Annotated in this window: 9 protein-coding genes; 2 read left to right on the top strand and 7 right to left on the bottom strand. The window is 41.9% G+C overall.

What is annotated here, in order from left to right; genetic code table 11:
• Positions 1–189: 189 nt before the first annotated feature.
• The 5 genes from H6G48_RS00740 to H6G48_RS00720 all read right to left on the bottom strand — a co-directional run bounded on the left by H6G48_RS00740 (position 190) and on the right by H6G48_RS00720 (position 7,113).
• Entirely contained in the window at positions 190–339 is a 150-nt protein-coding gene (locus tag H6G48_RS00740; protein WP_190718104.1) for a hypothetical protein, read from the bottom strand.
• Positions 340–807: 468 nt separating this feature from the next.
• Complete coding sequence (locus H6G48_RS00735) at positions 808–3,594, bottom strand: cation-translocating P-type ATPase (protein ID WP_190718103.1); 2,787 nt, start codon at positions 3,592–3,594, stop codon at positions 808–810.
• 223 nt (positions 3,595–3,817) lie between these two features.
• The gene (locus H6G48_RS00730) at positions 3,818–4,924 is read right to left on the bottom strand and encodes a hybrid sensor histidine kinase/response regulator (protein ID WP_190718101.1); all 1,107 of its coding nucleotides are present in this window, start codon (positions 4,922–4,924) and stop codon (positions 3,818–3,820) included.
• Between the two features lie 132 nt (positions 4,925–5,056).
• Positions 5,057–5,500 carry a hypothetical protein gene (locus H6G48_RS00725; RefSeq protein ID WP_190718099.1) on the bottom strand — a complete coding sequence of 148 codons (444 nt, stop codon included), beginning with the start codon at positions 5,498–5,500 and terminating at the stop codon, positions 5,057–5,059.
• 53 nt (positions 5,501–5,553) lie between these two features.
• Positions 5,554–7,113: a hypothetical protein gene (locus H6G48_RS00720; protein WP_190718097.1), complete on the bottom strand. Its 1,560-nt coding sequence runs from the start codon at positions 7,111–7,113 to the stop codon at positions 5,554–5,556.
• Between the two features lie 419 nt (positions 7,114–7,532).
• Here H6G48_RS00720 and H6G48_RS00715 point away from each other — a divergent pair, with 419 nt between their 5' ends.
• Positions 7,533–8,024 carry a hypothetical protein gene (locus H6G48_RS00715; RefSeq protein WP_190718094.1) on the top strand — a complete coding sequence of 164 codons (492 nt, stop codon included), beginning with the start codon at positions 7,533–7,535 and terminating at the stop codon, positions 8,022–8,024.
• Here the strand turns inward: H6G48_RS00715 and H6G48_RS00710 are convergent.
• The gene (locus tag H6G48_RS00710; protein ID WP_190718092.1) at positions 8,021–9,055 is read right to left on the bottom strand and encodes a M42 family metallopeptidase; all 1,035 of its coding nucleotides are present in this window, start codon (positions 9,053–9,055) and stop codon (positions 8,021–8,023) included. The two genes, H6G48_RS00715 and H6G48_RS00710, sit on opposite strands and share 4 nt — an antisense overlap.
• Positions 9,056–9,169: 114 nt before the next feature.
• On the bottom strand, positions 9,170–10,507 hold the full coding sequence (locus tag H6G48_RS00705; protein ID WP_190718090.1) for a helix-hairpin-helix domain-containing protein: 1,338 nt from the start codon (positions 10,505–10,507) through the stop codon (positions 9,170–9,172).
• A gap of 620 nt (positions 10,508–11,127) precedes the next feature.
• Here H6G48_RS00705 and H6G48_RS00700 point away from each other — a divergent pair.
• On the top strand, positions 11,128–11,397 hold the full coding sequence (locus H6G48_RS00700; protein WP_190718088.1) for a hypothetical protein: 270 nt from the start codon (positions 11,128–11,130) through the stop codon (positions 11,395–11,397).
• The last annotated feature ends 675 nt before the right edge of the window (positions 11,398–12,072 follow it).

The following is a 12,072-nucleotide window of genomic DNA, read 5'->3' as shown; positions in this document are numbered from 1 at the left end:
CATTTTCAGGCGTGCGCTTAAGTCTCTCATGCTGACGATACTTTTATCCAGTGCAAAACCTATCCAACAGGACACAAAAGTAAATGTACTTAATGCGGGATAGTCATTTTTGGGGAGTGGCTTGAGAAGCTCTTTCATTAGTTTTGGGAAAATTGTTAGCATGGCTTATTCACATTTATTGGTGTATATTTACTTTGTTTTCTTATCTATAATATCAAATTTTGTACGACTTTTTTCCCCGTTCAACACTTCTGCTTTAACACCTTTTTCCGCCGTATCTTTAGCCGCAGCAACCGCACCGGCAGTCAAGGCGGCGACAATCAGAGAAACTGGTTCCATTGTTTGATACTCCCAATAAAATATTGCTGACTCAATTTTAGATCAAATCAGTTTTTAATAGTAAGCCAAATCGCAATCAGCTAGAGAACTGGAATTTCACGGCCAAGGCACTAAACCTTAAAATTATTACTATGTAGGATTTGCTGAATAAATGTGAAATGTAGGCAAGGTAGGGGCTTTCTGGCTTTTCTCTGGAAACAGGTGCAAGATTTTGAGAGAATCGTGCTTCAAAACCTTGCGTCTTCATCGGCCCGCGTCCTGTAGGGGCGAAGCATTCGGGCAATAACCTATCGATGAAACCGTAGATTTTCTATCCGAATGCTTCGCCCGTACTTTTTGCCGCAAACCCTATATAAGGATCGTAGCTGAAAAAGCCAAACTACGGTTTTCCCTGTGGATGGGGTTTATCAGTTATCAGATTTGAGTTTTCAATTCACTGTTTACTGAACAATGAAAAAAGCTCCCCGATTATCGCCGGTGATACCAACGGGTAAATAATTTTTCTAACTCCACCCAAACGAATAACAAGGTACTAAATCCCAAACAGATTAATAATTCTTCTTTAGTTAAAAATTGAGTGCCGAAAAAATCCCGCAGGGCAGGAACATAGATTAACATCAGTTGAAAAATTGTCGTCAGGGTTACTGCTACCCAGAGATAGGGATTAGTCAAAGGATTCATTTCTATGGTAAGATGATCGCTTGATCGCACAGAAATGGCATGACCCATTTGAGCTAAACAGAGAGTAGTAAAAACCATAGTTTTCCATGAACCAGTATTACCAAAAAGCGGATCCAAGCGCACAGCGATTAACATTTGAGTGATATTAATAATCGAAAAAATAATCCCAATTCTCACGATATAACTGCCCAAACCGCGAGCAAAAATACTTTCTTGGGGACTAAAAGGAGGGCGACGCATAATATTAGGAGAAGCGGGTTCCACTGCCAAAGCTAAAGCAGGTAAACCATCAGTAACTAAATTCATCCAGAGAATTTGTAGGGGAGTGAGAGGAGTAGCTAAACCCAAAAGAGGCGAAGCAGCGATAGTAATCACTTCCCCGATATTACTGCCGAGAATATATTTAATAAAACTGCGAATATTGTTATAAACCACTCGCCCTTCTTCCGTGGCAGCGACGATAGTGGCAAAATTATCATCAAGGAGAATCATATCACTAGCCTCTTTGGTGACATCGGTTCCAGCGATTCCCATGGCAATGCCGATATCTGCTTGTTTCAGGGCCGGAGCATCATTCACCCCATCTCCGGTCATAGCAACAAATTTACCCTTTTTTTGCAAGGCGCGGACAATGGTTAATTTATGTTCGGGGGAGACACGGGCATAGATGTTAGTTTTGTCAATGATGTTTTCTAGCTGAATTGGTGATAATTTATCTAATTCTCGCCCTGAGATGACTAAAGCTCCCGCTTGGGCAATACCAAGACTTTTAGCCACCGCTAGAGCGGTTAATTGATGATCGCCGGTGATCATGATTGGACGGATTCCCGCTTCTCGACACCTAGCCACGGCGATTTGTACCTCCGGTCGCGCTGCGTCGATCATACCGACCATTCCTAACCAAATTAGCTCATCTTCGCTGATTTCAGTTGATTCTGACGGATAAATCAGGTTTTTGTAGGCTAATCCTAAGACTCGTAAACCCCTGTTAGCCATAGCATTGTTAGCGACTAAGACTTTTTCTTTTTCCCTATCCCCAAAAGGAAGACTTTCTAATCCCGATTGATAGGAGAGACATTGTTCAAGGATTAATTCCGGGGAACCTTTGGTAAATAGTACGGGATTGACTCCTTGACAAATGACCGACATTCGCTTTCTTTGAGAAGAAAAGGGGATTTCAGCGATTCTAGGGAACTCTTGCTTGGTTAGGGATAAATTTAAGCCCGCTTTCGCCCCTAAAACTAATAAGGCTCCTTCCGTGGGATCGCCTAAAATGCTATCGTGACCGTTATCGAGGTCTAAACTGGCATCGTTGCAGAGGATACTGGCAATTAAAAGATGATGTAATTCTAGATCGGTTTTGGGATCGATCGCCCGTTGCTCGGTGTCTAAAAATTGTCCTTTTGGGCTATATCCTTCCCCTGTCACCGAAAAATTGCGATTAATTGTCTCTATCTCCCGCACGGTCATTTTATTTTCCGTTAGCGTCCCGGTTTTGTCGGAACAGATCACATTAACGGAACCAAGGGTTTCTACTGCCGGCAGTTTGCGAATCAAGGCCTGACGTTTGACCATGCGTTGGGTACCTAGGGCGAGAGTTAGGGTGATAACTGCGGGTAATCCTTCGGGAACGACGGCTACTGCCATACTAAGGGAAACTTCCACTAATTCCTCTAGGGCCGACCAACCGGCATTGATCAGGCCGATGGTAATAGTCAGGGCCACTAGAATGAGAGAACCAGCAACAAGGACATTACCCAAGTGAGTCATTCTTTTTTGGAGAGGAGTGGGTTCATTGCCGACTGTTGCTAACATTTGAGCGATTTTGCCTAATTCCGTTGTCATCCCCGTATTGGTAACGATGACCTTGGCCCGGCCTTGCAGTACCTCTGTTCCAGTAAAGACAAAATTTAAGCGATCGCCAAGGGGAGTATCCCTGTCTAAGGGGTCAATGGAGGCGGATTTATTAACACTATTTGCCTCTCCTGTCAAGGCCGATTCGCGAATTTGCAGGTTAAAAGCTTCGATAATTTGGCCGTCGGCGCTGATTTGGGTTCCCGCTTCAATCAGCATGATGTCCCCGGGGACGAGATTAACCGCATCTATTTCTGTGCGTTGGCCCTCGCGAATAACATTAACTTGGGGAGAGGAAAGTTTTTTTAAAGCGGCCAGAGCTTTTTCGGCGCGACTTTCTTGCAGATAGCCGAGGATACCATTGAGGATGACAATTGTTAAAATAGCGATCGTATCTTTGAAGGGAACACCAATTTTAGCCAGATGACCGCGCTGTAATGCTAGTAAATCCAGTCCTCCGGAAATTATGGCCACGGCAATTAAGAGGAGGAGCATAATATTGGTAAACTGATCTAGGAGAATTTGCCAATTACTGCGCCCTGGACGTTCTTGTAGTTCATTTTTGCCATAATATTTAATTCTTTGGGCGATTTGCTCCCTATTGAGGCCATTAACAGCCGAACTACCGAGGATAGATAGGGTGGTTTCCACCGGATAGGTATGCCAAGGTTGTTGCAAGTTAACGCTGGAATGGGCAGAATAGTCGGCATTGGCGGCCATGGCAAGTGAAGATAGTTGATCTAAATAGATCTTAGCCCTTTCTTTCCCCGGTAACAGGAAAAAACAAATGTTTAAACTGGCTCTTCCTGCTCATAGACAGTCTTAACGAGTAATGTAGATAAGTAGCTGGTTATAATTAAATTGAAGATAGATCCCCCCTTAATCCCCCCTTGATAAGGGGGGTGTCTGAAAGTTTTTAACATCTACCTACTTAGTCAACAGCTTAGTAGGGCAAAGTAAACCAAAATTGTGAACCTTTTTCGTCATTATTCATAATGCCAATTTCACCTCCGTGAGCATGGATAATTTGACGACATAGATATAAACCTAGTCCTAAACTAATCTGATTATTATTATTGCCTCGTTGATAGCGATCGAATAATTGTTTTCTCTGGGTTTCGCTAATTCCCACCCCATTATCGGCAATACTACACCGGAGATAATTGCCCTCTAGTCTAGCTGACAAAGTGATAATTATCCCCTGGGGATTGTGTTTAAGGGCATTGGCTAATAAATTCTCAAAAACTCGCCAGAGATGGTGAGCATCGGCATTAACTAAGGGTAAATCGGGGGAAAAATTATTAATTAAAGTTGCTTGATTTTCCTTTAATCTTAACTCCCATTCCTGACTGATCTGTTGACCAATTTCGTAGAGAGATAAAGGCTTTAGTTCTAGGGAAACTCCCCAAAGATCATTTTGTCGGGTTTCGACGAGAGAATCAATTAAAGTTAATTGTCGATCGCAACTGTTGGCCATCTGTTGTAAAATCTTCTGGGATACTTCTTTAGTTTCTCCCTGAGAATTTTTAATTAAATTATTTAAGATCATTGACATCCCGATCACGGGATTGCGGAGATCGTGAGAGACAGCATGAAGATAAATTTCTAAGGTTTCCTCAGTTTTTTGACGTTCTTTAATTTCGTTTTGGAGTTGTTTTTTTTGACGAGAAATAGTTAATTGATTTTCGATGCGGGCCATGACTTCTTCCCCTTGAAAAGGTTTAGAAATATAATCAACACCTCCCACTTGAAAAGCTTTGACTTTATCTAAGACATCATCAAGAGCGCTGATAAAAATTACGGGAATTTCTCTGGTTTTTTCATCAGCTTTTAACTGTTCACAAACTTGATAACCATTGAGATCGGGCATATTAATATCGAGGAGGATCAGGTCGGGAATTAGCGATCGCACTGTATTCAGGGCCATCTGTCCATTAATCGCTTTGCGTACCTGATAGCCCTTCTCGGTGAGCATAATCGACAATAGCCGCACATTATTGGGCAAATCATCGACAATTAAGACACTAGGGCGCGGTGTGAGTTGAGTCATGCCGGTTATTTTATAACTCAAACTGTTTAAATAAAGTGTATAAAAAAACAGGGGCTTGCCGAAAAAGTTTTTCCTGGGGGCAGCCTGTCGGGTGGGACAAGCGAGAAAGTCTCGTTACTCTACAGCGATCGCCTAGGGATTGTTGCCCATAAAAAAAGCACGGAACCCCACAACAATCAAGGAAGCGCTCAAGAGAGTTATTAATGTCCAAATTTGGTTACTTTGGGTTCCTTCCACCTTGATCAGTCGATTATCGATACTATCGACTTTCTCTGTTAAAGTTGCTAGTCCTATCTTCACATCGGTGACATTTTTCTGTAGGTTGTCTAGCTTTTGCTCGACATTTTTCTGTAAGGTTTCTAGCTTTTGGTCAAAACTTTTTTCGAGATTATCTAGCTTTTGCTCGAAACCTTTTTCGAGATTGTCTAGCTTTTGGTCAAAACCTTTTTCGAGATTGTCTAGCTTTTGGTCAACATCTTTCTGGAAGGTGTCTAGCTTGCGATCAACACTTTTAATACTATCTTTAATTTCCTTGAGGACAGATTCGAGGGAATAGGCAAGGGTTTCTGCTGTCATTGCGGTTAACTCCTATCAGTCGAGAGATAATTTAATTATCGATAAAAATCCTCTTAATTCTCCACTTCATTTTTTTCGAGAAATCTCTCCTCATCTTCCAATTTCTCGCTGATTTCCGGCAGTTTTAGCAATAGTCCTGCGAATAACCAATAGTAAACAGAAACTGGCTCGACGGAGAGAGGATAATAGTAGGGGTTAAAGCTAATAAAAAGTAGGAAAATCCAGATACAGAGACCCCAATGCTTTAAAGCAGCATTTTTTACTTTTAAATAGGCTTTAAAGGTGAGAATACAGAGAATTGTCATCAGTGCCATAAAAGCGATAAAACCGAAGATACCGATTTCGTAGAGGAGTTTAGCGTAGTAGGTTTCAATTAGTCTTATCTCTTCTTCTCCAGCTACATGAAGAGCGCCACTGCTGGCTGTGCCTAAACCAAAACCAAAAAGCTGTACATAATTGAACATCCACTGCATTTGATTGCCTACAAAGTCAATTGGAGACGAATATAGCCAGCGATCAATAAAATTTAGCCCTCTTTCCTGAATAAAGGGATTTAACGTCACCGCGAGCAGGGAAATCAGCCCCAAGATTCCCAATTTTAATGGTAACTTTTGTTTATGTTTGCCAGTAGCAATAAAAAGAACCAAGTAAAACAAAGGTACTAGCAAGAAAGGTATTCTTTGTCCAGAAACCAGAGTCGCAAGGAAGACTAAAACCATTGCTACCCAACCAGCGACGCGCCATCTTTTTTGCGGATCACTAAAACTGGCCGCGTAACTGATGACGCTACTAGATACTAAGAACCAACTCCATTGCCAAGGATCAGAAAATGTGCCAGGGAGACGAATTAAGCCTCGATCGGGATTATACAACACTGAACCCCCGACAAAACATTGAGCTTTCAGGCTGGCTTTCTCGGTAATATTCGGATAAAATTGGCTGTCGGATTTCGGGACAAGAACTTCCAGTTGATTGAGGAATTCATTATCAGGACAGATACCTTGGACGAGTAAGAAGTATTGAATTAGAGCTAAAACACAACAGACTAAGATCATCACGATTAAAAGCCGATTAACCACGAATAAATCCCGTTTTTGCTCGATTAGATAGTAGCCACAGAGAACTAGGGGAATATAACTTAGGAGGATTTTTAATCCCACAATTCCCACAGCAATTGATCCTTGGGGCAGATTGACAAAAAGAAAAGTTATCAGGCTGCTGGCAAGTAAAATCAAAGTTGTGATGAGAAAAGGCTTGATTTTGGGGCGTAATTGCTTAAAAGTTTTGGTTTTAATTAAAATTGCCGCTAAAGCGGCGAAATAAAAGGCATCCTTGGCGATTTTGTAGAGAGAATATGATGGCTCTATGCCAATAAAGTTGCCCACTACCTGAAAAACTCTCACCACAGACAAAGCGAAGGTATTACTCAGGGGAAGATAGATGATTAGGGCCAATAATCCCAGACGGGGATGGACAAAAGAACCGACCATGGCGGGAACTGCCCAAATTCCTAACAAGGCCGCTTTTTTGCCAAATACAATCCCTAAAACGAGACTAATTAGTATAGTGGCGATCGCTAATATAATTAGTAACAGGGAGTTCCTCTCTTTCATGCCGTGCGGGTTGAACAGGTCTAGCAGAAAGTGTACCGGATTTTTGCCGAGATTCTCATTCTCAATGGCGGAGGTGGGGAGCTTTTCAGTGATCAGTAAACAGTGAACAGTAAACAGTAATCAAGTGAGGTTCTTTTTGTTTGTGTTAGGCAATAGACGGGGTTATAAGAGATGAAACCCTTATATAGAAAGACATTTGGCGATTTTTGTCAATTGTTTTCCATCTAGAACGAACTAATCAATTAAGTCTCTTGCCAGATAAGGATGTAGTCTATTTATGCCACCCGATCAAACCATACCAAGTAACGAAGAACCATCAGTGAACTGAAAACTCACATCTGATACTGATCAAAGTTTCCTCTTGCTTCTTACCTCTTGCTATACTTATGTAAAATTTTATTGATCTCGATCTTGACTCCGTGGCCGAAAATCTTTCTTTTCAAGACCTTTATCAAGCTGGCATCAGTGCTTTTGAGCGTGGACAATATCGTCTTAGTGTCCAGCAATTAAATGCGGCTTTAGCCTTAATTTCCTTAGGCTCCCGAGCAGGGGGTGAGATTCAAATTTGGTTAATTTCTGCCCATCAAGGGTTAGGAGAGGGGGAGAAAGCTAGTGAAATCTGTAGGCAACTTATTACCCATCCTATCTATCAAATTCGCGAACAGGCCAAGCGTCTGCTTTATATTATCGAAGCTCCCCGTCTCAAACGCCCAGATGAGTGGATGACGAAGATTCCCGATTTAGATAAACTTCCCGATAGTACAGCGCAATTTAAAAAGGGAACAAATAAACAGAAAAAAGAAGAATCGCCCGCACCCATGCAGTTAGAGCAGCATAAAAATACTGTTTTTAGCGGACTGGCGATCGCTATTTTTCTATTGATGCTCTGGTTTTTTGCTAAAAATAGCTAAATTAGTTGACAATAAACTTCTAATATGCTAATGCAGTTAGCTATGGCTCCTAAATGGGCGATTTCATAACCGTGGGTGTTTTGGGTGGGAAAACCTAAGCAAGCGGCCTTAGCTATATGACCGAATTTCATGGCGATGGAGGCATCGCTACCAAAACCACTAATAATGGCTAATTGCAGGGGTATTCCCGCCTTTTCGGCCGCAATTCGTAATTCTTGATTTAATTGCTCATCATAGATACCGTAACCATCCTGAGACAATAACACAGGACTGCTGCCATCCTTAATCGGATATTCAGGAGCGAGGGGACAGATTTCTAGGGCAATTAAAGCATCTAAGCGGTTATTTGCGGTAAAAAATAAGGCCCCTAATGCTCCTACCTCCTCCTTAGCTGAGGCAACCAGATATATATCCACCGCAGGGTTAATTATTCTGGCCGCTAATGCCAAAAGAATCGCCACGGAAGCTTTATTATCAAGGGTATAACTGGCAATGTAGTCTTTTAGTCGCAAGGGTTGTTTTCGGTGTTTTCCCACCACGACTCGACTACCCACGCGCACCCCGCAAGCGTCTAATTCTTCCGGAGTCAATTTCGTCTCTATCCATGCGGATTCCCAGGTGACGGGAGTGTTTTCCTGCTGCACTTTTTGCGGGGATTGATGGGAAATATGACGGGAACCAAAGGAGAGAATTCCTGATCTGGTTTCCCTATCACCGATAATATCCACCACTCCCTCTCCGTAAATCCAAGGAAAAGCTCCCCCAAGTTGGCGAATTTGCAGAGTACCATCGGTATTAATTGTCTTGATAATAGCGCCAATTTCGTCTTTATGACCGGTAATGGCGATTTTTTGGGTCGAATCTTGTCCTTTAATCTTGCCGATGACATTTCCCGCTTGATCTTGCCATGTTTCTAATCCTAACTCTTGAAAGCGTTCTAGTAAAAAGCGATCGATTTCCGTTTCCATCCCACTAGGAGAATGATGGAGGACAAGAGTGGCAATAGTGTCAAAGAGGTGATCAAAATCCATATTTGTCTTGATTTGTGGGTCGAAAGAGAATTATTATCGAAACAGGAAATCGAAAAGGTTTTACAGAAACAATATTGGCGCAGCCATGGCTCTTGGGTGATTGCCAGTTAGCATTTAATGATTAATCAGAGGTGCAGAATTAGCCAGAAAACCCGCAACTTTCAGAGACTCTAGCACCGAATTGTCATCCTCTACCCAATAGTTTTGTCCTAAACGCACAAATTGACGCTGAGTTCCCGCACCAATGGTGGCAATAACGGGAACTTTTGCCTTTTGTTTGTCTCCCGATTGCAGAATACTTTTGAGAAGATTTTGACGATTTTGGTTGACGACATCTTGCAGCGATAAATTAACCATCACCATTTTAATGGTTTCGATCGGTTCCGCATCTTCGATAATTAATTGTACCCGATCATCTCGGCGATCAACTTTTCCCCACACCATTAAAGTTGCTTCCTCCACTAATAATTTTTGCAGACGTTCGTAGGTATCGGAAAACACCACCGCTTCCGATTGTCCCGAGGCATCTTCTAGGGTTAAAAATGCCATGGGAGTCCCTTTTTTGGTCATAATTTTCTTAACCGCATTTAATAAGACAATTGCACTAACTTTTTTTCTGGTTTTGTGTTCTTCTAAGTCAGCTAAATTGATAGGAGATAGGACTTGAGCGGCTCTTTGTAAAGCTTTTAAAGGATGTTCGGAAACATAAAAACCTAAATGTTCTTTTTCCAGTTTTAACTTTTCCTGTAGGGAAAAATCTTCTACTGCGGTGGCACTGGGAGACTGTTCAAACTCGGATTCTTGTTTATTTTCTGTGTTACCTCCTAGCATATCAAAAATATTCATTTGACCACTTTCTTTCTCTTTGGTGCGTTTTTGCGCCCAAGCAACTACTAATTCTAAATCTTCAATTAATTGATGGCGATTAGGTTGAATTTTATCAAAAGCACCACAATAAATTAGCGTTTCTAAAGCTCTTTTGTTGACCAATCGCAAATCAACACGCTCGCAAAAATTCCCTAAGGAAGTAAACTTTCCTCCTGTTGCTTCCCGGGCTTTTAAAATAGCCTCGATCGCATTTTCGCCCAGATTTCTAACTGCGGACAAACCAAAGAGAATTTTGCGTCCAATCGGGGTAAAATGTTTTTGCGAGCGATTGATGTCGGGAGGTTCGACATCGATATTCATTTTCTGACAGTTTTCTCGATACTTTTCCACCTTATCCTGATTATCGCTACTAGCAGTTAGTAACGCTGTCATATATTCCACAGGATAATTAGCTTTTAAATAAGCGGTTTGATAGGTGACGTAAGCATAAGCGGTCGAGTGAGATTTATTAAAACAATTGGAGGCAATTAACCCGTTGCCCAGCAAAAAATTATGATCTTTCTCTACACCAATATCGTAAACGGGTTTTCTTCCCAAGGATTGACGACTGATAATTTTAACCATATTAGTAACTCAACTCTCCAGAGATTTTTGTAATGGTGCTAATGGAAATATGGCATTTCTTTGCCAAATCAGGCCGCCAAAGTCCCCAAAATGGCTCTCTTATTCCTTGTAACATAAGTTTAACTTATATAAGTATAAGAGCGATCAATCTTTGTGTCCTTTGTGTCTTTGTGGTTCTTTCTACTAGCTCGCCAGCAGGACTGTATCTTAGAATACATTTTACCCACCAAACCTAAGAGAGCCAAAAAATTACCATATACATCATATATATTGATACCTAAAGTGTATATTCTACCTACCATAGGTTACGATCAATGTTAACCGAGGAGAAAAAACCAGAAAAACTAGACTTCTTGAATGGGGTCAGCTGTGGCCGTTTGCCACAAGGTTTAAGACACCTGTAAACAGCTTTTACTAATTTCTTGGCCGGTCCTACTAAATTTGGTTAAAGGGTAGCAACGCGAAGCGGGACAAAATGCAGCAGTTGAGATAGCAAAGAAGCCTTGCAACTGAGGGAAAAGATCTATGTCGTACCTTGACGAGAGGTCAGCACTGGCTAGTTCACGCATTGTGTTATAATTCTGGCCAAGCCATCAAGGGATTTGAAAAGGAGTAACACCATGAGTCTATCTTCAGAAGCCTATCGCCAAGCCCTCGTGCGGGATGGAGAACGGCGCTATCGCGAATGGCACCAAAATTATCACAACCAATGCCGTCAATCAAGGGCTGAATACCAAGCTCGTTCGGCCCAACAACGCCCAACAAAGCCGTGGATTTCCTCGGAAGCCTACCGCCAACTTTTGGTCAAAGATGGGGAGCGGCGTTTTGCGGAATGGCATGGCGAGTTTTTAGACTATCAACGACAATTTCTGGCCAGTCAATCCACCTAAACGGATGTCAACGAATCCCCATTACAGCAATCTCTGAAAATAGTGGCTAGAGTCCCCGAAAAAATAGCTAATACGAATTTTCAATAGTCGTGACTAACATCTGAAAGTGCAGTTCCTTTCTCGGAGAGGGATTGCACTTTGGAGTGAGCAACTAAGTCTGTCATTAGGGTTTGCTGAAAAAGTTTTTCGTGGGGACAGGGTGTGGGGTGTAGGGTGTGGGCTTCGGCCGTGATCTCAGGCTTCGAGGGTGATCTCAGGCTTCGACGGTGAGATCAGCCGAACCGCCGAACCGCCGAACGGGTGTAGGTTTTTACCGATTTTGAGGGGGTCAATTACTAATTTTCAGGGAAAAAGTCCCTGAATTTTCCCCCCGATCACTCCCAGATCTGGGACTTTTTGATTGACAAAAAGTCTAAAAGTCTTACCCAACAAGGTTTTTAGATTTATTCAGCCAGCCCTCATTACTTTTGAAAAATGATATAAGTAATAAGACAAAATTAATTACACAAATAAGCAATAATATGGTAAGCTAGAGAGGCGGTGAATTAATTTCGATTACTTGTGATATTTTTCAGAGAAATAAATCCTCTCTCCGCTAAATTACTGAAACGAATTTATTGCCAAAGTAAAAAATTACAGGTGCGTCAAAGAGCGCCTTGTCTAATCTTAGCAAAT

The sequence above is a fragment of the Microcystis flos-aquae FACHB-1344 genome (assembly GCF_014698375.1).
Classification (GTDB): Bacteria; Cyanobacteriota; Cyanobacteriia; order Cyanobacteriales; family Microcystaceae; genus Microcystis; species Microcystis aeruginosa.
Note: the sequence above shows the minus strand (reverse complement) of the source record. Positions and strands in the feature narration are given on the sequence as shown.

Bases quoted from the DNA above. Each gene is read 5' to 3' on its own strand.
- H6G48_RS00740 (WP_190718104.1), bottom strand. From the start codon at position 339: ATGGAACCAGTTTCTCTGATTGTCGCCGCCTTGACTGCCGGTGCGGTT.
- H6G48_RS00735 (WP_190718103.1), bottom strand. From the start codon at position 3,594: ATGGCCGCCAATGCCGACTATTCTGCCCATTCCAGCGTTAACTTGCAA.
- H6G48_RS00730 (WP_190718101.1), bottom strand. From the start codon at position 4,924: ATGACTCAACTCACACCGCGCCCTAGTGTCTTAATTGTCGATGATTTG.
- H6G48_RS00725 (WP_190718099.1), bottom strand. From the start codon at position 5,500: ATGACAGCAGAAACCCTTGCCTATTCCCTCGAATCTGTCCTCAAGGAA.
- H6G48_RS00720 (WP_190718097.1), bottom strand. From the start codon at position 7,113: ATGAAAGAGAGGAACTCCCTGTTACTAATTATATTAGCGATCGCCACT.
- H6G48_RS00710 (WP_190718092.1), bottom strand. From the start codon at position 9,055: ATGGATTTTGATCACCTCTTTGACACTATTGCCACTCTTGTCCTCCAT.
- H6G48_RS00705 (WP_190718090.1), bottom strand. From the start codon at position 10,507: ATGGTTAAAATTATCAGTCGTCAATCCTTGGGAAGAAAACCCGTTTAC.
- H6G48_RS00700 (WP_190718088.1), top strand. From the start codon at position 11,128: ATGAGTCTATCTTCAGAAGCCTATCGCCAAGCCCTCGTGCGGGATGGA.